Raw genomic sequence first — 21743 nt, 5'->3', positions numbered from 1 at the left:
AAGCTCAACGCACAGGATAGGCGACCATCTCCAACGGTTTGGACTTGGATTCGACCGTATAACGACCTATCTTCACCGAGGCCGAATCGCCGTTGGCCGGCCAGATGGCGTCGGCCTCTGTCTGAACCTCTTGCGTCGACAATTCTGGCGCGAGGGTTCGCAGCAACGCATAGGTCATGCAACGCATCAGCCGGAGCTGCTCCTTGGGTTGCATGAATTGCTCCCCTGTCGTCCATTGTGCTTTTACAACCCTTCCGTCTTCGTCCTTGGAAAACTTCATATCAACAGCGCCGTCCTGCACAAACATGGATTGCTGTGTCTGAGTGCCCGGTATCGAGTACGTCCCGGCACGAACATCCCTGCACGTGAAGTCCTCTTTAGCCCGCTCCTCCATGGCCTGTGACATTTCCCGAGGCGTTAATTCGAAAGACGGTGGCCTGACAAAGCCGCAGGTATAGACAAATTCGACCTTGTCGGGCCAACCCAGCCCGGCGTCATGCACCCGGTGAACGACCGCATCAAGGTAGCGCGGAGGATTGATGGAACTGCACGTCAGTATCGCCCGGACCGTCTTGGTGACGGTGCCGTTGTGGTCGCTACTGACGGTGTAAGAGAAACTCGCCTGTTCGCCGAAGTCCTTTTTCAAGCCTTGGAGAATCTGCTTGTTTTGCTCGTCTGTGAGCATCGATGCCTGTGCCAGACGGAGACCATGGTAGAACCTTCCAAGCCTCGACCAATCGACATTGAGCCAGAGAGCAGCAGCCGACAACAGCAAAAGGATAATCAGTAAGGTACGCGTCCTGCGAGCCATAACGGGAAACTCTGAAGAGGTGCGGCCTGTATTGGCCAATGGGTTTCGGGTGTGAACGGGGGTCCATAGCAGGGGCCGCATGCTACTAATTAGCCACTGCCGTATTCAAGGCAATTCTACTGATTGTGCTGGTCTGGATAGTGCTGCAATCCGACCTATGTTGAACGCCTATGCACCGCCTTGAGTCCGTCATGACCATCTTTTTTCGTATAGTCGCCCACCTGCCCCCCCCGCCGAGGTCGCAGTCCTCCAAAATGCCTCCTCGCCACAATCGGTAATAATCCTGACCTTGTCGCGGTAGAGACCGAACACTAGTCTTCGGTAGTCGCCGCCTATTCGGCGACCGGGCTTGGAAACCCGAAGACATAGCGCACAGGCGCTACCGGTCACGATTACAGGCATTTTTCGTCTGCAACTTTGCTGATGGCATCAGTGCGTGGGAGGACTCAGGTCCTGCCAGATCTATGCCTCCAGCTTCCAACCTGCGTATATCGCCTGGGACGAATGCGGTGGCTCTCACTTAGACGTAGGAGCTTTACCATGCACGTACTCGCTTCGCTCGACCTTCACACCTCGGGCACCTTCGTAATTGCTGGAGGTGTCCAATGAACGACTATCCCCCGATCAAGACCCTCGGCGTCATTACCTTTGCCTCCTGCGGCGCGGGGGATCAGGAGTTGTTCCGAGTCAACCCCGATATTCCGATAAAGGACGCCATGGAATACGCCTCCAATCTGTTTTACTGCGCAAAGCACTTGGCCTTGGACGCTGCCATGGAGAAGGATGGGGAACGTTATGCTTGGGCGTCCCACTACCTTTGTGAAATGGGCAAAGCGGTGGTCGATGATCTGAACCAGAGAATACTGTCTCGCCAAAAGGCTTAGGCTGAGACTGGGCAGCCGGCGGTAGCCTTCAGGTTGCCGCCCTCCTCCGGCGTTTCGTCCACCGAGTACCACCAGCAGGCCATACATTGCTCATCCCATAACAAAAAAAGCCCCACAACCGAATCCGGTGCGGGGCAAAAAAATGGGTCGGTTGCGGCCAACCAAAGGAGCGCGATAAAAAGCGTTTACTCGCCGACGTCAGATGCAATCCTGAGCCGCACGTTCAAAACTCGAAGGCAGAAAGTTCGACGCCAGCAAATGCCGCTCGTAGACGAACACCTTGCCACCCGTCCCAGCCTTGTGGGCCTCCAGCACGTTGTCCGCCGAGACCTTGCTCGTCACCACGATCCGGTAGCTGCGCTGGGTCTGCGAGACGGTCGGGTTCAACGCGCTGTGCTGCAATTTCGGTACGACGCAGTCGGCGTATTGGGCTGGGGTCTTGCTGGTCTGCAAGGTCAGGGTCGGGTCGTTCGGCGCGGAGGCACAACCGGCCAGCAACAAAGAGCCCAAGGCCATGGCAAGCACAAATGAAGGGCGCATCAATCTCTTCCTGAAAATAAGCAATGTGTTCGATGGCGGCGATTTTCCGGTTATTGTCGACAAAGTAGAACTTGCGTTTCGTGATGGTGAGTATTACGTCTAGCAATAGTTGTCCGCCGTGCAGGCAGCGACACACCCCATCACCACAATAAAAGACTCATAAGGAGGTCTCCTTGAGAACATTCGACCTGATCCGCGACGCCGTTTTGCCCGATTTCCGTGAGCGGGTGGCCGATTACCTGGTCCAGTACGAATCCGTACTGCTGGCCGAAAGCCCGGTCGACCCCGAGCTTCTCCAGGCCACCGCCAATCAGTTGCGCGGCTATTTGCGCGGTTTGAACACCACCCGGGTGCTGGGCATGGCGGAGTGGGAGGAGCTGGATCGGCGGGTGGTGAATACCTGGCTTTAGCGGCCGAGTATGAGTGGTGCCTCACCCGCACAAGGCCCACGGCCTCCTCCTGCATTGAGCAACGACAGACGATCAGCCCTTCCCGACCGCCTGTATACGCTCAACCACGCGACTGGCCAGGTCATCGGGGCGAAACTTGGCCAAAAAGTCGTCCGCCCCGACTTTCTTGATCATCGCCTGGTTGAAAATGCCGGATAAGGAGGTGTGCAAAACAATATGCAGCTTCTGCAGCCGAGGATCATTTCTCACCTCCGCCGTCAGGGTGTAACCGTCCATCTCCGGCATTTCTATATCGGAGATCATCATCAGCAGATCGTCCGCCGGCGACTTTCCCTCGTCGAGCATGCCATGCAGGTAGTCCAGGGCCTGGCGACCATCGTTGAGCGCTATCACCTTCACACCCACCGACTCCAGGCAGCGACTGACCTGCTTGCGGGCCACGACCGAGTCGTCCACCGTCAGTACCAGGAATTCGGGGGCCTTGGCATTGGTCTGGGCATCGATCACCCCCAGGGAGATGACTTCGCTGGTGGGCGCCACCTCGGACAACACCTTCTCGACATCAATGATTTCCACCAGCCGGTTATCGATCCGCGTCACGGCGGTCAGGTAATGATCGGAGCCACTGCCCTTGGGTGGCGGATGAATGTCCTCCCAGTTCAGGTTCACAATATGCTCGACCGCCGAGACCAGAAAACCCTGGGTCTTGGTGTTGTACTCGGTAATGATCACAAACGCCGAGGCCATGTCCTGGACCCCAGGCAAACCGGTAGCCCGCGCCAGGTCCAGGATCGGGATGGAGGTACCGCGAATATTGGCCACACCGCAGACCACGGGGTGGGACTTGGGCATGATATGCAACGCCGGACAGGGCATGACCTCTCGCACCTTGAACACGTTGATGCCATAGAGTTGGTGTTCGTCGAAGCGGAACAACAGCAATTCGAGGCGATTCTGCCCCACCAGCTGAGTTCGACTGTTCACGGAATCCATCAGACCTGCCATCACCACCCCCTTGAGCATTCAATTGCCAATCCCCGCCAACACTGCTCGGGTGTGGTTGGATATCGTTGGTCCGTCACCTGCGCAGTGCTTCCGAAATGCGTAAACGCAATCAGGCGGATCGCGCAATAGAGGCTGTGAGCACTGACTGGCGTGAAAAAATCATCGCTGCATGCGCGCCCCGCCACCATCGGTGCATCCCTATTTTTGGGTAGGGATAACAGGACATAGGGTAGGAAATTCCCTAGAGCGTAGCTCGTCTGATCGTTCTCCGTCTGCAAGGGGCAATGCCATCACCGTTCGAACATGAAATTCCCGTTATCCACAAAAGCGTCATAAAGCCATCATGCAATATTGTTACAACCGCTGGCGTAGTTCCTCATTAAGAGCCCGACGCCGTGAACCTTCGTTTCGCCTTTCTCCGCAAGCCCTCCCAACGACCTGCCCTGCTGCGCCGCCTGAGTATCGGCAAGCGCCTGCTGGCCAGCTTCGGGCTCTGTGCCCTGTTGCTGGTCGCCCTGGGCGGGTTGTGCCTGACGGCCATGCAGCACATTCGCCATGACGGCGAGTTGATCGAGCAAGGACCGCTGTCGAGTATCGCCCAGGCCGACGCCATCGCCATCGACCTGGCCAAGATGCGCACCGAAGCCGCGCTGTTGCTGGTGTATGCCAACGACCCGGCCGAACTGACCAACCGCAAGATCAACCTGCAACAGCTCAGTGCCGAGGTGAACCAGGGGTTTACCGAGTACCTGGCCAAGGTCCCGGAAGGCACCGAGCGGGACTCGATCAAGTTGCTGCAGGACGCTTCGCAGCAATTTGTCACCCTGTTCAAGCAGGCCATCGACTTGGTCGAGCAGAAGAAAATGAGCGAGGCCACCAACCTGTCCAACAACGACCTGGCCAACCAGGGTTCGATGATGGACATGCAGGTGCAATTGCTCCGCGAGCTGAACAAGCAGACCACCGCGCAGGCCCTGGAAAACACCGCCAGCACCTTCAAGAAGGTCCAGCTGTTACTACCGATTGTCATCGGCGTGGCGCTGGTGCTGATGCTGTTGCAGGCCTGGCGCCTGAGCGTGAGCATCACCCGGCCGCTGCGCCAGGCCTTGCAGGTGGCCAAGACCGTGGCCGCGGGCGATCTCAGTCAATTGGTGGTCGCCCATGGCCAGGACGAGGTGGCGCAACTGCTGCAGATGCTCGGGCATATGCGCGATCAACTGCACGCGGTGATCAATCAGATCGGTGGCGCCGTCGGCCGCCTGAACGCGGCTACCCAGGAGATGGGCGCGATCATGCATGACAGCGCCCAGGACCTGCACCAGCAATACGGCGAGATCGAACATGCCGCCACCGCCGTCACCCAGATGAGCCAGGTGGTGGAGGAAGTGGCGCGCAATGCGGTGGAGACTTCCAGCGAGTCCCGCAGCTCCAGCACCGCCGTGCGCGAAGGCCAGCAGCAACTGGACGAGACCATGGCCGATATCGGCGTCCTCGCCGATCAGGTCGAACAGGCCAGTCTTCGTGCCCAGGCCCTGGCGGTGGAGACCCAGGGCATCAGCAAGGTGCTGGAGGTGATCCGCAGCGTGGCCGCCCAGACCAACCTGCTGGCGCTCAATGCGGCCATCGAGGCGGCGCGGGCCGGTGACGCGGGGCGCGGGTTTGCCGTGGTGGCCGATGAGGTGCGCGGCCTGGCGCAGCGCACCGATGCGTCAACCCGGGAAATCGAAAAGATGATGGACGGTATTCATCAGGGCACCGGCGACACGGTCGTGGCCCTGGCCGAAAGCGCCGCCCAGGCCGGTCGCACACGCCAGCGGGCGCAGGTGGCCAAGGATGTGCTGGGGAGCATCTCCAGGTCGGTGGCCGGCATTGACGAGCGCAACCTGGTGATCGCCACCGCCGCCGAGCAGCAGGCCCAGGTAGCCCGTGAAGTGGACCATAACCTGGTACGCATCCGCGATCTGTCCATGCAGACCGCCAGCGGTGCGGCGCAAACCAGCAATGCCAGCCAGGAGCTGGGGCGTCTGGCAGTGGAGCTGGATGGGATGCTGGCGCGCTTTTCGCTGTAACAGGTGGCGCCGTAGGTCAGGCAGGGCTCGGCGCATGAGCATTTCGATACACGCGAAACCCGTTGGAGGGGATCGCTTATCGGGCTAATCTTGCTCCTTGCGCCGTCCTGAACCTCAACTGGAATCCTGTCGGGTGATCAAACCGTTATTGTTGCTACGTCGTCGTTTTGCCTCCCTGCGCTGGCGCACTCGCGTGACCCTCTGGGCTGCCGCGACCCTCGCCGGATTACTGGTGGTGCTGTTCGCCCGGCTGGCGGACCTTGCGCTGACACAATTTGCCCTGCACACCGCCGAACGTCCCTGGCTGCCGTTTATCTACACACCACTGGTCGGCATGCTGGTGGTGTGGATGACCACGCGCTTTTTTGTTGGAGCCCAGGGCAGTGGCATTCCCCAGGTGATCGCCGCCACCCGCCTGGCCCACAAGGGCGCGCCGGTCAACCACTTGGTGTCGTTGCGTATCGCCTTCGCCAAGATAGGCCTTGGCACATTGGCGCTGACCGGCGGCTTTTCCGCGGGACGCGAAGGCCCCTCGGTCCAGGTCGCCGCCTCGATCATGCATTTCTTTCATCGCTACCTGCCCAATGCTCGGATCATCCGTAGCGAAGACCTGATCCTCGCCGGCGGCGCGGCGGGCATCGCCGCCGCGTTCAATACGCCCCTCGCCGGTGTCGCGTTTGCCGTGGAGGAGCTGGGACGCAAGCTGGAAACCAGAACCAGTGGCGTGCTGCTCAGCACCATCATCCTGTCGGGGATGGTCGCCATCGCCTTGCAGGGCAACTACAACTATTTCGGTCACTTCAACGTTCAGGAGATCACACTCGACATCGCCCTGGCGGCGCTGGCAACGGGTGTCGGCTGCGGGCTGCTGGGTGGTTTGTTCAGCCGCATGCTGCTTTGGCCCCAGCGCCATCGTCATTTCATCATCTGGGAGTGGCGCCGCACCCACCCGGTCTGGTTCGCAGGCGTCTGCGGGCTGCTGGTGGCGGTCCTCGGTTGGTTGAGTGGCGGGATGTCATTTGGCAGCGGTTACGGCATCACCACCCATATCATTGCCTCCGATACCGGCCTGCCTTGGCACGCGCCTGTCACGCGCTTTCTCGCCACCCTCGCGACTTATTTTTCCGGTATTCCCGGCGGTATTTTTGCCCCGTCCCTGGCGGTCGGCGCCGCCGTGGGGGCCAATGCCGCCGACTTTTTCGGCCTGGCCGCACAGCCGATGATTGCCCTGTGCATGGTGGGTTTCCTGGCCGCCGTGACCCAGTCCCCCATCACTTCCGCGATCATTGTGATGGAGATGATCGACAGCCATGGGATGGTGATCAGCCTCATGGCCGTTGCGCTGATTGCCAAGGCGGTCAGTTCACGGATGAGCCCCGAGCTGTACCAGCAGATGGCCCGGGGGTTTCTTCAGTCTTCGGACGATGGCAGCGCCTCTAAAAAAGAAACCCCATAACCCAGGGCTGGGTCGCGACGAGCCAGCAGGCCTCCATCGAGTCGCGTGGCACAGGGGATTTGCATCTCGCCCATCAGGTTCTTATCATCGCGCTGGGTGCGCTGCTGCATACGGCACAGCGCAGGTTAAAGCATAAACGTTGGTCGGGCCGCCAACGGAGAATTGCTGTGCCTGAAAGACACCCAGCGTTGCCTTCCATCCCTCGCCCCCAGGCTCTGACCGAACGCGCCTTGTCGGCCCTGGAGCGCTTCTCGCATATCGAAGCCGTCAGCGGCATCGTGCTTCTGCTGGCCGCGATTGCGGCCCTTATCTGGGCCAATAGCCCCGTCGCCGACTCCTACGAACATTTCTGGAACACCCCGCTCACGCTGGGCCTGGGCGATTTCGCGGTCTCGCGCTCACTGCACTTTCTGGTCAACGATGGGCTGATGACCATCTTCTTCCTGGTGGTGGGTGCTGAAATCCGCCAGGAGATCAAGGACGGGGCACTGGCCAACCTGAAGCTGGCCACCCTGCCCCTGGGTGCCGCCTTGGGCGGCGTGCTGATGCCGGCGATCATCTACACCCTGCTCAACCACGGTACCCCGGCAGCCAACGGCTGGGCCGTACCCACCGCCACGGACATTGCCTTCGCCGTGGGTGTCCTTGCCCTGTTGGGCAAATCGATTCCAAGCGGGGTGCGCGTCCTGTTGCTGGCCCTGGCAATTATCGATGACATCGTCGCCATCCTGATCATTGCCCTCTTCTATGCCGCCAGCCTGGATTACCTGGGACTGGTGATCGCGGCCGGCGGCCTGTTGCTGGTGCTGGTGTTTCAGCGGATGGGCATCGGCAAGGCTTATGCGTACCTGCTGCCGGGGGCTATTGTCTGGTTCGGGCTGTTGAAGACCGGCGTGCATCCGACCCTGGCAGGCGTGATGCTCGGCCTGATGACCCCGGTCAGCTCCCGGCCCGCCAAGGAACAGCCGCTGGAGACTATCGGGCGGACGTTCCAGGAGCTGATGGATCGATTTTCCGCTTCGGGCGATAGCCCACAGACCGTGGCCAAACCCCTGAAGCAACTCCGGCAGGCCCAGCGGGAAATGTTGCCGCCGGTCCAGCGCGTTCAGGCCGGGTTGCATCCGTGGGTGGCGTTTGGCGTCATGCCGCTCTTCGCACTGGCCAACGCGGGCGTCAGCCTGCAGGGGGTCAATCTGGACGATGGGCTGTCCCTGCATGTGTTCATGGGCGTGATACTGGCGCTGGTACTGGGCAAGCCCCTGGGGGTCATGCTGGCCAGCGTGGTTCTGGTCAAGCTGAACATCTGCAGGCTGCCTGAAGGCGTGACCTGGAGTGGTGTCGCCCTGGTCGGCCTGCTGGCGGGTATCGGATTTACCATGTCGATTTTCATTTCGTCGCTGGCGTTTACCGACCCGAGACTACTCTCGGCGGCAAAACTGAGCGTGCTCGCCGCGTCGTCCCTGGCGGCGGTGTTGGGGTTGCTCTGGGGGAGGACCCGGTTGAAAGGATAAATGGGTCGCCGGCGTCGGCAAGACGGACGACTGGAACCGCACCATCGAGGCCTGCACGGCGTCACTTCCAAGGCAAGCGGATCGAGCCAGCAGCTCAACCGCTTGCCGCATCACGAAACGCGTCGGCGTTCAGTCCGAAGCGCTGCATCTTGTTGTACAGCCCGCCACGGGAGACGTTCAACTGCTTGGCGGCGACGCGGACATTGCCTCGGGTGTCCTTGAGGGCCGCGATGATCGCGTTCATCTCATGGGTGCCCAGGTCCAACGCCGCCCGGGGCTCAGGAACACGGCCCGGTACCGGCGGCTGGAGCCGCTGCTTGATTTCAAGCGGCAGGTCGCCCGGCTGGATCAACTCGGTCATCGCCAGGTTGGTCGCGCGCTCGATGGTGTTTTCCAGCTCGCGGACATTTCCCGGCCAGTGGTAGGCCAACAGTATCTCCAGGGCCTCGGGGGACAGGTCCAACACCGACTTGCGTAGCGACTGGGCACAACGGCCGAGAAAATATCGCGCCAGCAAGGGAATATCCTCGCGACGCATCCGCAGCGGCGGGACCGTCAAATTGAGAACATTGAGCCGGTAGTAAAGGTCTTCGCGAAAAGCCCCATCGGCCACGGCCTGGCTCAGGTTGCGGTGGGTGGCGGCGATAATGCGCACATCGACCCGCTGGGATTTTTTCGCCCCTACCCGCGTCACCTCGCCCTCCTGCAAAACCCGCAGCAAGCTGACCTGGGCTTCGAAGGACATATCGCCGATTTCGTCGAGGAAGATGGTACCGCCATCGGCCAGTTCGAACTTCCCGGCCGAACCGCCACGGGCCGAGCCGGTAAAGGCGCCTTCGACATGACCAAAGAGTTCGCTCTGCACCAGGTCGCGGGGAATGGCGCCGCAATTGACCGCGACAAACGGACCGCTGCAACGCTCGCTGGCGTTATGGATCGCCTGGGCGAACAGCTCCTTGCCGGTGCCGCTCTCCCCCAGGATCAAGGTGGTGGAATCACTGCGACTGGCGATCCGGCCCAGGTGCAAGGCGTCCTGGATGGCCCGCGAACTGCCCTGGATGGTTTCGAAGGTGTAACTGGCCTGGGTGCCGATAATGCGTCGGGTAATTTCGCGGATACGGCGGTTCTCCCGCAGCGAAACAATCCGTCCGCCCTGCTCCAGTGAGCACACCGACACCAGGCACGCCAGGTGGCTGCGGTCAGGCAGCTCGAAGGTGCAATCCAGATCCCGCAACCCCTCGCCGCTGCGCAGCAGCATTTCGGCGGTCAGCTCGCTCTGCCCCAGGCGCTCGAACGGACTGCCCAGCAGGTCCCGGCCGACGCGAAACAGTTGCCGGGCATAACGGTTGAGCGCCTTGATGCAGCCGCGCTCATCGAGCACCACCAGCCCTTCGTTGAGCACCTCAAGGACGGCTTGTTGTTCATCCAGCAGGGTCTGCAAGGCCATCTGCCGCGACACGGCTTCGGCGGCCGCCTGCACGGTACCCAAAGTATGGAAATGGAACCAGCCCGGCTCCGCGGTCAGGGTCAGCATGGCCAGTGTCCGGCCCTGGGCATCGCGGATCGGTGCGGCGGCACAGTGCATGCGCCGTCGACGCAGGCCAGTGCCGAAATTTTCCTCGGCCAGCACGTACATCAGGCGGTCTTCGGCCAGTGCCAAGCCCGTGCAGTTGGTGCCCTGGACCGACTCCAGCAATCGGCTGCCCACGGGCGTAAGGTCCAGGCCGCAGAAATACAGGGTCGTTCCTTCGGCATCCGTCAGGTTGATATGACCCCTGGGGTTGTAGGCCAGCAACCCGCGCATGACTTCCGCGGCGGCGGTGATCAGCGCGCGATTGGCCGACAGCGTTGCGCTCAGAGCCTGCGGAGTCACCAGACGATACTCGCCGTCCTCGGGATCGAGACCGGCACTGACACTGCGCCGCCAGGAGTCCCAGATCACCTGCCTGACCCCTTCCGGTCGATCCTGATGCCCTTGCCGGCAAGCCAACCAAGCCTGCTCCAGGGCGGCAATCGGCCCCTCGCTCAAGGATGCGGGACCCAAGGCGGTCAGATAGTCGAGATCCTGCGCACTGAAGGCCATCAGTTGTGGGTTCACCGTCATCAACATCCGCCTAAGTGTTCATATTTTTGACATGTCAGTATAGACATGTCATCCGATTGAACAATCACTTCAAATACCCATAGATAAATCCTTTAAATATCAAGTAGTTAAATATTGGCACAGCCTTTGCTCCCATGCCTTGTACCAGCCACGGCATTGCCTGCTGCCAAGCCCTATGAACAACAATAAGACGGAGTCATTTTTCATGAGCACATCCAAGATCATGCGCCTGGGACTTATCGGCGCCGGTCGCATGGGCAGCTTTCATGCCCAGACCGCCGCCCGGCACATTCCCGGTGCCTGCCTGAGTGCTATCGCCGACCCGGTGCCCGGCCAGGCCGCCCGCCTGGCGGCGGAGCTGGGCGTGGCACGGGTCTATACCGATCCACAGCAACTGCTCGATGACCCCGAGATCGACGCCGTCCTGATTGCCGCCCCGGCCCGTAGCCATGCCGAACTGGTGATCAGCGCCGCCCGCGCCGGCAAAGGCGTGTTCTGCGAAAAACCCATGGCCATCACCCTGGATGAAGCCGACCGCGCCATCGCCGCCGCCGCCGATGCCCGCGTCACGCTGCAGGTCGGCTTCAACCGGCGCTTTGCCAGAAGCTTTCGCACCGCCCACCTGGATGTGGTCGCCGGCCGTATCGGCACGCCGCAACTGCTGCGCTCGCTGACCCGCGACCCGGCGCTGAACAACCCGGCCGCCTCACCGCAGTGGGTGATCTTTCTCGAAACCCTGATCCATGACTTCGACACCCTGCGCTACCTCAACCCGGGCGCTGAAGCCGTCGAGGTGCATGCCATGGCCGATGCCCTGATCGCCCCGGAGTACAAGGACAAGGGCCTGCTGGACACCGCCGTGGTGACGATCCGCTTCGACAACGGCGCCATCGCCACGGCCGAGGCCAACTTCCAGGCGGTGTATGGCTACGATGTGCGCGGGGAAGTCTTCGGCAGCGCCGGCATGCTGACCATGGGCAACGTCAATGACTCGGACCTGGTGCGCTATCTGGCCGGCGGTATCCAGGCCGACACGCTGCGCCTGGACACCGACCTGCTGCGTGATGCCTACATTGCCGAGCTCAATCACTTTGTCGGCTGTGTACGTTCCGGGGAAAAACCCCTGGCCAGCGGCGAAGATGCCCGGGCGGCACTGGCCATTGCCCGCGCCTGTATCGAGTCCTTCCAGCAAGGTAAAACCGTACGTGTGCAAGGAGCCCATTGATGAGCTTCTCACCCTTCAAGCTGGCGATCAGCGCCGAAATGGTTTTCCTCGACCTGCCGTTTACCGAGCGCGTCAAACGCATTCATGCACTGGGCTTCAGCGCCGAAATCTGGGACTGGACAAAAAAGGACATCGCCGCCCTGGTCGCCACCGGCGCCGACTTCACCTCCATGACCGGCTATATCTCGGGCAACCTGACCGACCCCGAAGAGATCCGCCAGTTGCTCGACAGCGCCCGGGAATCCCTGGCCGTGGCCGCACAACTGAACTGCCCGAGCCTCAACCTGCATGGCACGGGGTTGGGCGACAAGGGCCTGCCGGTCAAACCGGTGGCCTGCACCACCGGCCGCATGTGGCTGAGCGCCTGCAAGACCCTGGAAAAAATCGCCCGCCTGGGTGAAGACGCCGGCCGGGTGTTCCTGCTGGAAAACCTCAACACCGAGGTCGACCACCCCGGCACCCCGTTCGCCCGCGCCGATGACACCCTGGCGCTGATCGAGGCCGTGGGCAGCCCGCATCTGAAGATGAACCTGGACCTTTACCATGCGCAGATCGGCGAAGGGAACCTGATCGAACTGATCCAGCGCGCCGGCCCCGCCATCGGCGAAATCCAGGTCGCCGATGTCCCCGGACGCAAGGAGCCCGGCACCGGCGAGATTCATTATCCGGCTATTGCCAGGGCCTTGTTCGGCATGGGATATACCGGCGTGGTCGGGCTCGAGGGGTGGGCCAGCGGCGACAGCGAAACGGCACTTGAGCGCTTTCGGCAGGCGTTCACGCTTGATTGAGGACCGGTACTTCCGGCGGATTCAACTTGCAGTGCGCCGGAGGTCTTCATGTTTGATCTTGATGAATTTCAACTCATAACAACAAAAGGAAAACCATCATGCGTCGCTACACACTGCTTTTTGCCACGCTGTTACTGCTCTTCAGCCAATGGGCCAGCGCCGGTTATCGCATCGGCGTCAGCATTGCCCGGGTTGACGACAACTTCATGACCTATGTGCGCAATGGCCTGGAAGCCGCCGCCAAACAGGAGGGCGTGCAGATCCAGTTCGAGGATGCCCAGGGCGATGTGGTGCGTCAGCTCAACCAGGTCGAGGGCTTTCTCAGCCAGAAGGTTGATGCGGTGATCGTCCTACCGGTGGACACCTCCGCCACCGCCAATATGACCCGCGCTGCCGTCGAGGCGAAGACCCCGTTGGTCTACGTCAACCGCCACCCGGACGAACGTACCCTGCCCAAGGGTGTGGTCACCGTGGCGTCGAATGATATCGAGGCCGGACAACTGCAGATGCGTTATCTGGCCGAAAAGCTGGGGGGCAAAGGCAGCCTGGCGATCATCATGGGCGACCTCGCGCAGAATGCCACCCATGACCGAACCGAGGGTGTGAAACAGGTGCTCAAGGACTATCCCGGGATCAAGATTGTCGAGCAGCAAAGTGCCGAGTGGCAGCGCAACAAAGGGATGGACCTGACCAGCAACTGGCTGTTGGCGGGCACCCACTTCGACGCCATTGTGGCCAACAACGACGAGATGGCCATTGGCGCCGCCATGGCCTTGCAGCAGGCCGGCAAGGCCAAGGGCGAGGTTGCGATCGTCGGCATCGACGGCCTGCCTGACGGCCTCGCGGCCATCAAGCGCGGGATGCTGATAGCCTCGGTCTTCCAGGACCCCAAGGCCCAGGCGACCGTGGCGGTCCAGTCGGCGATCAAGATGATCAAGGGCGAAGCGGTTGAACCGGATGTGTGGGTGCCGTTCCAGCTGATCAAGCCGGAGCAGGTGGCGATGTTTGAGCAGCACTACAAGTAGTGTCGAATTGGAGGGTGGCGCAAGGCCCCCTCCTTCAATAGTGAAAAGCAGCACCGTGCCAGGAATGTTACGCTCGACATGCGCAACCGCCCTGTTTTGCAGAGAAGCAGTTAATGCCCAAGGCAGCCATTCTCACCGCCTGTATCATCTTCATATCACTACAGTCGGCGGCCTATGCCGCCGATGGCTTTTACGTCAATCCCGGATCAACTGCCGCGCAATGGGTGAAGGCGAACCCCCAGTCCCCTCTTACGGCAAAAATCCAGGCGTCGATTGCCGGTGTGCCCAGCGCCCGCTGGCTGACCGGCACCAGCCAGACAACGGACAAGCTCACCGAGACCGTCAGCCATTACGTTGAAGCGGCCAACAAGACCGACAAGATCCCTATCCTGGTTGCGTACAATTTGCCGGGACGTGACTGTAGCGGTGGAGCCTCTGCTGGCGGTGCGGCGAATGCTGCGGATTATCGAGACTGGATAGATCGTTTTATCACCGGCATTGGCGACAAGCCTGCCGTGGTCATTCTGGAACCGGATGCACTGGCAGACAGCGAATGCCTGCCCCCACAAAAGCGCGATGAACGCCTGGCCTTGCTCAATTACGCGGTGTCCGGGTTCAAACAGCATGCGCCCTCCGCCGCTGTTTACCTGGACGCGGGGAATGCGGGCTGGAAACCTTCAGGCACCATGGCTGGCTACTTGAATGCGGCGGGCATGAAGAATGCGCGGGGCTTTGCGTTGAACGTCTCCAACTTCTACACCCTCGATCAATCCCGTATCTACGGCGACGCGATCAATGCCACGTTGTCCGCTGATTACGGCTATGCAAAATCCATGGTGATCGATACCAGCCGCAACGGTAATGGCGCCACTTCCGGTGACTGGTGCAATCCTTCGGGGCGCAAGATCGGCCTACAACCCCAGGCAATCACCCCGGAGGTGCTGGCTGTCTGGGTCAAGATTCCGGGCAACTCGGATGGTTCGTCCTCAGCGACCCGAAACTGCCACGGTGGCCCAGCAGCCGGAACGTTCAGTCCCGATCTGGCTGAGCATTTGATTGACGGGAATTAGCAGGGCTACGTCTGGCAAAACCAGCTTGGAATCACGCTTGTACCCTGTCCAAGCGCTTACGGCGCAGATGCTGTACGAAGGACAACATCACGAAGAACGTAGCGAAAGCCAAAAACATCCATGGGACGGCTTTGCTGAACCTGTCACTACCCGAGCGCTCAAATGCAATGCAACTGGTCGCATCCCAGCAACGCGCGGCGCAGAATTCGATACCGTTGATCCGACAGGTCAGCACTTGGCCTGCGATCTGGCTCAGCTCAATAGGTTGCCCTCTGAGGTGACGAACTCTATCGCTGAAAATACTCAGGGGGCCGACTGAAAACATCTGATAGCGTCCAGTTTCCAGGTTCTTCGTCAGGAGGCTGACGCCCGAGCCCTTACTATGTATTACGTGAATGAATGTCCCCGTGAACGATTCGACTGTTTCTCCTTGAAGGCCAAAATCAGAATGGGACGGAAATAGCTGAAAGGGCAAGCTGAGTATGCATAGAACCATGCAGAACAAGGCGTAGCGCCCTGCTCCATTCAACGAGCTGTACCTGATCAAATCGCATTATCCCTTGCTGAATTTATTTGACCCAACGCTTAAGCATAAGTAATGGCCAGACAATATCAGACACAACATGGCCTACATGTGCGGCATTTGGCTTGATTCACCTCCATCCGAAGGTCGTTCAGCAATCATTCAGTTTGATAGGACTTACGAATCGAGGCGCAGACGGCTTGGCGTCGCCTGCCAGACCCTGGGCGAAAGCAGCATGACCGCGACAAGAAAGGCCACCTGAGACAGATAGAAAGACGCCAGCCACTGCTGATTCAGCGCGACGTAGTAAGTGTTATGGGCAACGTCAGCCACGATAATCGCGGCGGTCAGGGCAATGCCTGCCCTGGGCTTGATGAATAGCAGCAGCGCGGCCAACGGATCAAGGAAGGTCAACGCGCCCCAGAACACACGGCTGGCCCAGTGCGCACTTTCCCCATACCCGTAGTCCCAGAAGAATCCGTGCTGAAAATCTGCCCGCAAGTGGTTAGCGGTAGCGATCAACAGGCAACACGCGAACAGTATTCGGATGGCGAAGGATAACCTGGACATGGCGTGATCCGCGTTAGTGAAGTAAGCCCGACAGGATATCGGGATTGCACCGCTTCGGCAGCAGTGCTCGCTCGCAAGCCCCCCCTCAGCGCTGAAAAGGCCAGTAAACGCACGATAGGCCTCGACGCCCCCGATGACTTTGGCCATACCTTCGAACGGCCCATCACCGACACCAAAGTCATCGAAGACCTCTATTGCGCCGACTTTGCCCATTTGCAAGACGTGTACAACCGCATCAATCAGGTCGACGTTGACGAAAACCCGGTATAGACCTAGGCCTCCAGCGCCGAAAGATAAAGCCGAACCATATCCTTGGCCTCCGCCAGCAGCACCTGTTGCATGGCGGGCGCCTCCCCGCTGATCCGTCCCACGCCCTTGAACACGTTCAGCAGCGTCATGGCCACGGCCTTCGATTTGGCCGGGGCCAGGGACGGAATCACCTCACGCAATGCCACCTCGATACCTTCCACCATGGCCTTGCGAAACTGTTGCCGCCGGCTTTCGCTGGCCCCCGCGACATCCACCAGGTTGATGGCGAACTGACGCTCGGACTGCAGCGCGAGACTGAAGTCGATAAACGCAGAAGCCAGTTCCGACGCTGTCATGGTGCGGGCTTGCGCGCCCAGCTCAGCGAGAGATTCAAAGGCGTGCTCGACGTAGTTCATCAACAGCGCCTCAGCCACGGACTCCTTGGTCGGAAAAAACCGGTAGAGCGAGGCAATCGCCGTCCCCGAGCGCGCAGCGATCTCCGTCATTGTCGTCGCATCAAAACCCTTTTCCGTAAACAGCTCGACCCCAGCTTCCAGAATGGCCGCCACACGAATATGCCCTTTGGCACGTTTGGGCTCCTGACCCTTGGCGATAGGTTTTGTTGACATATGAGAGGATGTCCTTCACTATTTTTACTAGAGGATATCCTCTCATTCTAGCATCGCACCGACCCGAAGCAACGCCCAGCCTCCAGTCCGGTTTCATCAAGGGGTTTCCATGTCCAACGCAGATGCTCATCTCGCCATTTCCAGAACCGGCAAGCTCGCCTCGATAGGACAGTGGAGCGTGCTCCTGGGATTGTCAGCCCTGTTCGCCCTGGCCCTGACCTGGGTCGGCATTCCAGCTGCCCTGCTGCTCGGCCCCATGCTAGGCGCCGTTATCACCGCCATCACCTTCGTCAACACCCGGGTGCGGATTCCAGGGCTGGCCTCCGCCTTCGCCCAGGGCATTCTGGGCTGCATGATTGCCCGAACCCTGGTGCAATCGCTTGCCGGTGCCGCCATCGGCAGTTGGCCGCTGTTTGTACTGGGCGTGATCGGTGTCGTCGTCGCCGCCGGTTTGCTGGGCTGGGGACTGACCCTCCTGCGGGTATTGCCGGGAACCACCGTTATCTGGGGGCTGAGCCCGGGCGCCGCCACGGTGATGATCCTGATGGCCGAGAACGCCGGGGCCGACGCGCAACTCGTCGCCTGCATGCAGTACACCCGCGTGATCCTGGTGGCGGTCATCGCCACGCTGATTACCCACTTCACCGGTGCCGGCGTGGTGCATGAGGTGCATTCGGTCATCTGGCTTCCGAGCATTGACTGGCTACCACTGGCCCAGACCCTGGCCCTTGTGGCCGCCGGCCCGCTGGTCGCACGCCTGGCAAAAATACCGGTGGCCTCCCTGCTGGTGCCGATGATCGGCGGGATCTTCCTCACGCATCAGGGCTTGATCAGCATCGAGATCCCCCATTGGTTGCTGGCACTCGGTTATGCGGTTATTGGCTGGCGGATCGGCCTGCCCTTCACCCGACCACTGGTGAGGTACGCCCTGAAAGCCTTTCCGGCGATCCTCGCCAGCACCCTGGCGCTGATCGCGATCTGTGGCTGCCTGGCCCTGGTGTTCGTCTTTGCCGCCGGCATCGACCCGCTCACCGCTTACCTGGCAACCAGCCCGGGCGGCGCGGATTCCGTCGCGATCATCGCCGCTTCCAGCCACGTCGACGTGCCCTTCGTCATGACTATGCAGATGGCGCGCTTCGGCGTGGTGCTGCTGGCCGGACCGGCAATCGCGGCCTTCATCTCCCGGCGTGTCGCCCCGACAAGCCGCGCTACCGATAGCTGAAACCAGCAACCTTTATCCATGCCCAGCCTGAAGGTGATCCATGTCCATCACAGCGTTTTTTGCCGGTGTTTTTCTTTGCAATGCCCTTCCGCACATCGCTGCCGGATTGTGCGGTCAAGTCTTTCCCACGCCCTTTGCAAAACCACGAGGAAAAGGCCCCTCGTCACCCTTGGTGAATTTTCTCTGGGGTGCCTTCAATCTGCTGGTGGGCCTTGCCCTGCTGTCGAGACAGCCCGTGACTGTCGGCTTAAATTCGGAGTTCATCGCACTGATGGTCGGAGCCCTGGCGATTGGGACTTACCTGTCCGTGCACTTCGGCAAGGTTCGTGCGCCCTCCTCCCGAGCCTGACCCCTGGCGTCGCTCTTGGCGAAAAGAGCGGTGGCGCGTCCATCGCTTATTGCGCCGTCAGAAACTCACGATACTGCGCCGCCGTCTGCTCCGGGCGCTCGACCATCGGCAGATGGCCCACGCCGTCCCAGCACTCCAGGCGCGCATGGGGGATGCCGGCGATCCAGGTTTTTGCACTGGCCAGGGGGACCATGCGGTCTTCACGCCCCCACAGCAGCAGGGTCGGGACACGGATATTGTTCAGCCAGGGCTCCATCCGCGGGCTGTCATGGAAGTCGTCGAAGATTTCCGCCAGTTCAGGACGCCGATCGATATAGGTCTGCGACTCCGCCGCCAGCAACACGCCAGGTATCCAGGGGGGCGAGGCCATGGTCATGGAGAAGAACCGATCGAACTCCGCCCGCGAGTGGATCAGAAAAGGGTTCCTGCCTTGCTTGACCAACTCTTCCACTTCATTGGGTTGCGGCAGGTTGACCCCCACCGGTCCCATCAACGCCAGGGACAGCACCCGCTCCGGAAAATGCGCCGCCAGCCAGGTGCCAACGTAAGCGCCCATGGAGCTGCCGACCACATGCACCTTGTCGATCCCGCTGGCGTCCAGCAGTTCGACCATGCGTTGCGCCTGGGTCGCGATACTGTAGTCGCCACCCGTTTCGAAACCACTTTTGCCGTGCCCGGCCAGGTCGGGAATGATCACCCGGTGGTCAGCAACGAAGGATCGCGCAAAGCGCAGCCAGAGGTTCTTGTCGGCACTGAAACCGTGGATCAGCAACAGCGGCGGCGTGTTGCTTTGAGTCCCGCCCTGAAAGGTCGACAAGGTCATCCGCTCAATCGCCACCGGGACTTCCTTCACCCGGGAGAGCCGTGCTTCCAGACTCGTGATCAGGTCAAACAGCAGACCTCCTACACGTGGATAGGTCCACCATCCCCATACGACGAGGAGGACGATCAGGGCAAGGATCAGGAACATCAACACTTCTCCGGAACAGGGTTGGCGAAACCAGTCTCCGCGCGACCGGTCGAGTCATAAAAACAGAACAGGCATCCGCCAGCAAGGTGCCTTGGCGGATCGGCATGCCAACGCTTGAGTGGCTTCTGATAGGCTGCCAGGCCGGACAATCCACACAGCCAGGCTCAGCCCCATGATCAATATCCGTGTCATGACGATGGACGATTACCAGGCGGTCATCGACCTTATGCGCAATACACCCGGCATTTCCCTGCGTGACGCCGACTCCCGTGAGTCGACCGCCCGCTACCTGGAGCGAAACCCGGGGATGAGCTTCGTGGCTGAAGTCGACGGCGAACTCGGCGGTTGCATCATGTCCGGGCATGACGGTCGTCGGGGCTACTTGCAGCACTTGCTCGTGCTGCCCCGTTATCGGCGCCAGGGCATCGCCAATGCACTGGTCGAACGCTGCCTGTCGATCCTGGAAACCCACGGCATCCTCAAGTGTCATCTCGACGTGTTCAAGACCAATGAGGACGCGGCCCGTTATTGGCAAAGCCAGGGTTGGCAGCTCCGGCAGGATATCGACCGCTATTCGTTTACCCGCTCGGGCAATCAGAACGCGTGACGGAACGGCTCAATATACCCAGGGCAACAGGCGCCAGGTGCGCGCACGATAAGCCTCGTACTCTTCGCCAAATTCGGCCTTGAGCAAGGCCTCCTCCGAGTGCATGCGCGCAATCAGCGGGATCAGCGTCAACGCCGTCAGCAACACCCCGACACCGGAGCGAAAGGCCAGCGCCCAGCCCAGCGAGTTGACCAGCAGCCCGAGGTAGCTCGGGTTACGCAAAACCCGATAGAGCCCGGTGGTCACCAGCCGATGCCCCGGCTGGATCGCAACCAGCCCGCTGAAGCGCTTGCCCAGCACAAACACCGGCCACATCCGCAACACACCGCCAACGGTAAACAGCAGCACGCCGAGCCAACGCACGCCCTCACCACCAAAGGTCCACCAGCCCAGGCGAGCCGTCCAGGGCACCAGCCCCACCAGCAGCAAGCCGAGGGCGCCGATGACCGGAATCACCCAGCGATTGCCGCGATCCTCGCGCACGCCGGAGCTGAGGTTGGCTTCGGTAAACAGCGCTGAGCCCGCCAACAACAGGGTCACCACGGCGATCGCGAGCAATGCGGGTTGGGCAGCAAAGGCCGACCAGCCACCGAATCCCCACACCGCCAGCCCGAGATAGCCCAGCGTCGCCGCCACGCTGAAAAACGCCAAGCGAAGTGAGATTTTCATATTGCCCTCGACGGGATAAACCTGATGCTTTCAGTGTAGAAGCATTCGTCCGAGCCAGTGATCGGCAACGCTCTAGCCCGCGGTTTACACGAAGTCCCCGGAAATCCGACTTATTCCATAAAAGTATCAACAAATTCTTTTATATTCTTTTATTGTTTATTCATGGACTGCAAGACTCGGCACCAGAATCATCCACTAAGTGTTGAGATCACCCATGAAGAAATTAACTGCCCTCACTGCCCTCACCCTCGCCGTCCTCTCGGGATTGGCCCATGCCGACCGCCTGGAGGACATCAAGAAATCCGGCGTTTTGCGCGTCGCCTCGTTCGACAGCAACCCGCCTTTCGGCTTTATCGATGCCAAGAGCAAACAGATCGAAGGCCTGGACGTGGACTACGCCAAGGCCATCGCCGACAAGCTGGGCGTCAAGCTGCAACTGCAACCGACCAACCCGGCCAACCGCGTCCCACTGCTGGTCGCCAACAAGGTCGACCTGGTCCTGGCCAACTTCACCATCACCCCGGAGCGCGCCGAGCAGGTCAATTTCAGCATTCCCTACTTCAGTTCCGGCCAGCAGTTCATCGTCAAGAAAGGCACCCTCAAGTCCCAGGAGGACCTGAACAAATGGCGTGTCGGCGTGGACAAGGGCACGGTCAACGAAGGCGTGCTGCGCGAGAAATTCCCCGGCGCCAAAGTCATCGCCTATGACGACACCCCGTTCGCCTTCACCGCCTTGCGCAACGGCAATGTCCAGGCCATTACCCAGGACGGTCCGAAGCTGATCGGCCTGCTGGCCAACGTCCCGGACAAGGACAAGTACGAAGTGCCGCCCTTCACCATTTCCAATGACCTGATCGGCGTCGGCCTGCCCAAGGGCGAGACCGCCCTGACCGACCTGGTCAACCAGACGCTGGTCGAGCTGGAAAGCAAAGGCCAGGCGCAGAAGATCTACGACACCTGGTTCGGCCCGGACACCAAGACACCGCTGGCCCGCCTGTACAAGATCGGCGACAAGAGCTGATCGCCCTCCCCGTCGTACACCCACAGCCCGCGCGGT

Annotated in this window: 22 protein-coding genes; 14 read left to right on the top strand and 8 right to left on the bottom strand. The window is 60.7% G+C overall.

The annotated features are described in order from the left end of the window. Positions 1–4: 4 nt before the first annotated feature. Positions 5–685, bottom strand: coding sequence for a hypothetical protein (locus tag M5B42_RS11220; RefSeq protein ID WP_152739634.1), 681 nt, complete (start codon positions 683–685; stop codon positions 5–7). Between the two features lie 731 nt (positions 686–1416). Between M5B42_RS11220 and M5B42_RS11215 the strand changes: the two genes are divergently transcribed. Further along, a complete protein-coding gene (locus M5B42_RS11215; protein WP_177099149.1) occupies positions 1417–1695 on the top strand; it encodes a DUF3077 domain-containing protein in 279 nt (92 codons plus the stop codon). 198 nt (positions 1696–1893) lie between these two features. Here M5B42_RS11215 and M5B42_RS11210 read toward each other — a convergent pair whose 3' ends face one another. Further along, complete coding sequence (locus M5B42_RS11210; protein ID WP_152739631.1) at positions 1894–2235, bottom strand: hypothetical protein; 342 nt, start codon at positions 2233–2235, stop codon at positions 1894–1896. Between the two features lie 173 nt (positions 2236–2408). Between M5B42_RS11210 and M5B42_RS11205 the strand changes: the two genes are divergently transcribed. Beyond that, on the top strand, positions 2409–2645 hold the full coding sequence (locus M5B42_RS11205) for a hypothetical protein (RefSeq protein WP_248745853.1): 237 nt from the start codon (positions 2409–2411) through the stop codon (positions 2643–2645). Between the two features lie 72 nt (positions 2646–2717). Here M5B42_RS11205 and M5B42_RS11200 read toward each other — a convergent pair whose 3' ends face one another. Continuing rightward, positions 2718–3650 carry a chemotaxis protein CheV gene (locus tag M5B42_RS11200; RefSeq protein WP_103496210.1) on the bottom strand — a complete coding sequence of 311 codons (933 nt, stop codon included), beginning with the start codon at positions 3648–3650 and terminating at the stop codon, positions 2718–2720. A gap of 395 nt (positions 3651–4045) precedes the next feature. On the opposite strand from M5B42_RS11200, the gene M5B42_RS11195 reads away from it, so the two are divergent. The 3 genes from M5B42_RS11195 to nhaA all read left to right on the top strand — a co-directional run bounded on the left by M5B42_RS11195 (position 4046) and on the right by nhaA (position 8686). Further along, on the top strand, positions 4046–5719 hold the full coding sequence (locus tag M5B42_RS11195) for a methyl-accepting chemotaxis protein (protein ID WP_248745852.1): 1674 nt from the start codon (positions 4046–4048) through the stop codon (positions 5717–5719). A gap of 133 nt (positions 5720–5852) precedes the next feature. Continuing rightward, a complete protein-coding gene (locus M5B42_RS11190; protein ID WP_248745851.1) occupies positions 5853–7175 on the top strand; it encodes a chloride channel protein in 1323 nt (440 codons plus the stop codon). Between the two features lie 167 nt (positions 7176–7342). Next, a complete protein-coding gene (gene nhaA, locus M5B42_RS11185) occupies positions 7343–8686 on the top strand; it encodes a Na+/H+ antiporter NhaA (protein WP_248745850.1) in 1344 nt (447 codons plus the stop codon). Between the two features lie 94 nt (positions 8687–8780). On the opposite strand, the gene M5B42_RS11180 is transcribed toward nhaA, so the two are convergent. Next, positions 8781–10796, bottom strand: a complete 2016-nt coding sequence (locus M5B42_RS11180; protein ID WP_248745849.1) for a sigma 54-interacting transcriptional regulator — start codon at positions 10794–10796, stop codon at positions 8781–8783. 199 nt (positions 10797–10995) lie between these two features. On the opposite strand from M5B42_RS11180, the gene M5B42_RS11175 reads away from it, so the two are divergent. From M5B42_RS11175 to M5B42_RS11160, 4 genes are all read left to right on the top strand, one after another. Further along, the gene (locus M5B42_RS11175) at positions 10996–12015 is read left to right on the top strand and encodes a Gfo/Idh/MocA family oxidoreductase (RefSeq protein ID WP_248745848.1); all 1020 of its coding nucleotides are present in this window, start codon (positions 10996–10998) and stop codon (positions 12013–12015) included. After that, positions 12015–12803 (top strand): TIM barrel protein, encoded by a 789-nt coding sequence (locus M5B42_RS11170; RefSeq protein ID WP_248745847.1) that lies wholly within the window; start codon positions 12015–12017, stop codon positions 12801–12803. Before M5B42_RS11175 ends, M5B42_RS11170 begins: the two co-directional genes overlap by 1 nt. A 98-nt stretch (positions 12804–12901) precedes the next feature. Beyond that, positions 12902–13828, top strand: a complete 927-nt coding sequence (locus tag M5B42_RS11165) for a sugar ABC transporter substrate-binding protein (protein ID WP_248745846.1) — start codon at positions 12902–12904, stop codon at positions 13826–13828. A 113-nt stretch (positions 13829–13941) separates the two neighbouring features. Beyond that, positions 13942–14898, top strand: a complete 957-nt coding sequence (locus M5B42_RS11160) for a glycoside hydrolase family 6 protein (RefSeq protein WP_248745845.1) — start codon at positions 13942–13944, stop codon at positions 14896–14898. A 700-nt stretch (positions 14899–15598) separates the two neighbouring features. Here the strand turns inward: M5B42_RS11160 and M5B42_RS11155 are convergent. Continuing rightward, positions 15599–15991, bottom strand: coding sequence for a hypothetical protein (locus M5B42_RS11155; RefSeq protein WP_248745844.1), 393 nt, complete (start codon positions 15989–15991; stop codon positions 15599–15601). 3 nt (positions 15992–15994) lie between these two features. Here M5B42_RS11155 and M5B42_RS11150 point away from each other — a divergent pair, with 3 nt between their 5' ends. Continuing rightward, the gene (locus M5B42_RS11150; protein ID WP_248745843.1) at positions 15995–16261 is read left to right on the top strand and encodes a hypothetical protein; all 267 of its coding nucleotides are present in this window, start codon (positions 15995–15997) and stop codon (positions 16259–16261) included. A gap of 2 nt (positions 16262–16263) precedes the next feature. On the opposite strand, the gene M5B42_RS11145 is transcribed toward M5B42_RS11150, so the two are convergent. Next, positions 16264–16869, bottom strand: a complete 606-nt coding sequence (locus M5B42_RS11145; protein WP_248745842.1) for a TetR/AcrR family transcriptional regulator — start codon at positions 16867–16869, stop codon at positions 16264–16266. A gap of 109 nt (positions 16870–16978) precedes the next feature. On the opposite strand from M5B42_RS11145, the gene M5B42_RS11140 reads away from it, so the two are divergent. Beyond that, positions 16979–18091, top strand: coding sequence for an AbrB family transcriptional regulator (locus M5B42_RS11140; protein WP_248745841.1), 1113 nt, complete (start codon positions 16979–16981; stop codon positions 18089–18091). A 40-nt stretch (positions 18092–18131) separates the two neighbouring features. Beyond that, entirely contained in the window at positions 18132–18440 is a 309-nt protein-coding gene (locus tag M5B42_RS11135) for a hypothetical protein (RefSeq protein WP_103496189.1), read from the top strand. 46 nt (positions 18441–18486) lie between these two features. Here M5B42_RS11135 and M5B42_RS11130 read toward each other — a convergent pair whose 3' ends face one another. Continuing rightward, entirely contained in the window at positions 18487–19410 is a 924-nt protein-coding gene (locus M5B42_RS11130; protein WP_152739622.1) for an alpha/beta fold hydrolase, read from the bottom strand. Positions 19411–19582: 172 nt separating this feature from the next. Here M5B42_RS11130 and M5B42_RS11125 point away from each other — a divergent pair, with 172 nt between their 5' ends. Beyond that, complete coding sequence (locus M5B42_RS11125) at positions 19583–20017, top strand: GNAT family N-acetyltransferase (protein ID WP_103496187.1); 435 nt, start codon at positions 19583–19585, stop codon at positions 20015–20017. 9 nt (positions 20018–20026) lie between these two features. Here M5B42_RS11125 and M5B42_RS11120 read toward each other — a convergent pair whose 3' ends face one another. Next, on the bottom strand, positions 20027–20686 hold the full coding sequence (locus M5B42_RS11120) for an isoprenylcysteine carboxylmethyltransferase family protein (protein ID WP_152739621.1): 660 nt from the start codon (positions 20684–20686) through the stop codon (positions 20027–20029). Between the two features lie 214 nt (positions 20687–20900). On the opposite strand from M5B42_RS11120, the gene M5B42_RS11115 reads away from it, so the two are divergent. Next, positions 20901–21707 (top strand): ABC transporter substrate-binding protein, encoded by an 807-nt coding sequence (locus tag M5B42_RS11115; RefSeq protein WP_152739620.1) that lies wholly within the window; start codon positions 20901–20903, stop codon positions 21705–21707. The last annotated feature ends 36 nt before the right edge of the window (positions 21708–21743 follow it).

The sequence above is a fragment of the Pseudomonas sp. MWU12-2037 genome, from assembly GCF_023242345.1.
GTDB lineage: Bacteria > Pseudomonadota > Gammaproteobacteria > Pseudomonadales > Pseudomonadaceae > Aquipseudomonas > Aquipseudomonas gingeri_D.
The sequence above is the reverse complement of the archived record's forward strand: the minus strand, read 5'-3'. Positions and strand labels throughout refer to the sequence as shown.

Bases quoted from the DNA above. Each gene is read 5' to 3' on its own strand.
- M5B42_RS11210 (WP_152739631.1), bottom strand. From the start codon at position 2,235: ATGCGCCCTTCATTTGTGCTTGCCATGGCCTTGGGCTCTTTGTTGCTG.
- M5B42_RS11140 (WP_248745841.1), top strand. From the start codon at position 16,979: ATGTCCAACGCAGATGCTCATCTCGCCATTTCCAGAACCGGCAAGCTC.
- M5B42_RS11220 (WP_152739634.1), bottom strand. From the start codon at position 685: ATGCTCACAGACGAGCAAAACAAGCAGATTCTCCAAGGCTTGAAAAAG.
- M5B42_RS11135 (WP_103496189.1), top strand. From the start codon at position 18,132: ATGTCCATCACAGCGTTTTTTGCCGGTGTTTTTCTTTGCAATGCCCTT.
- M5B42_RS11155 (WP_248745844.1), bottom strand. From the start codon at position 15,991: ATGTCCAGGTTATCCTTCGCCATCCGAATACTGTTCGCGTGTTGCCTG.
- M5B42_RS11175 (WP_248745848.1), top strand. From the start codon at position 10,996: ATGAGCACATCCAAGATCATGCGCCTGGGACTTATCGGCGCCGGTCGC.
- M5B42_RS11130 (WP_152739622.1), bottom strand. From the start codon at position 19,410: ATGTTCCTGATCCTTGCCCTGATCGTCCTCCTCGTCGTATGGGGATGG.
- M5B42_RS11215 (WP_177099149.1), top strand. From the start codon at position 1,417: ATGAACGACTATCCCCCGATCAAGACCCTCGGCGTCATTACCTTTGCC.
- M5B42_RS11165 (WP_248745846.1), top strand. From the start codon at position 12,902: ATGCGTCGCTACACACTGCTTTTTGCCACGCTGTTACTGCTCTTCAGC.
- M5B42_RS11120 (WP_152739621.1), bottom strand. From the start codon at position 20,686: ATGAAAATCTCACTTCGCTTGGCGTTTTTCAGCGTGGCGGCGACGCTG.
- M5B42_RS11145 (WP_248745842.1), bottom strand. From the start codon at position 16,869: ATGTCAACAAAACCTATCGCCAAGGGTCAGGAGCCCAAACGTGCCAAA.
- M5B42_RS11200 (WP_103496210.1), bottom strand. From the start codon at position 3,650: ATGGCAGGTCTGATGGATTCCGTGAACAGTCGAACTCAGCTGGTGGGG.
- M5B42_RS11160 (WP_248745845.1), top strand. From the start codon at position 13,942: ATGCCCAAGGCAGCCATTCTCACCGCCTGTATCATCTTCATATCACTA.
- M5B42_RS11170 (WP_248745847.1), top strand. From the start codon at position 12,015: ATGAGCTTCTCACCCTTCAAGCTGGCGATCAGCGCCGAAATGGTTTTC.
- M5B42_RS11115 (WP_152739620.1), top strand. From the start codon at position 20,901: ATGAAGAAATTAACTGCCCTCACTGCCCTCACCCTCGCCGTCCTCTCG.
- M5B42_RS11180 (WP_248745849.1), bottom strand. From the start codon at position 10,796: ATGTTGATGACGGTGAACCCACAACTGATGGCCTTCAGTGCGCAGGAT.
- M5B42_RS11125 (WP_103496187.1), top strand. From the start codon at position 19,583: ATGATCAATATCCGTGTCATGACGATGGACGATTACCAGGCGGTCATC.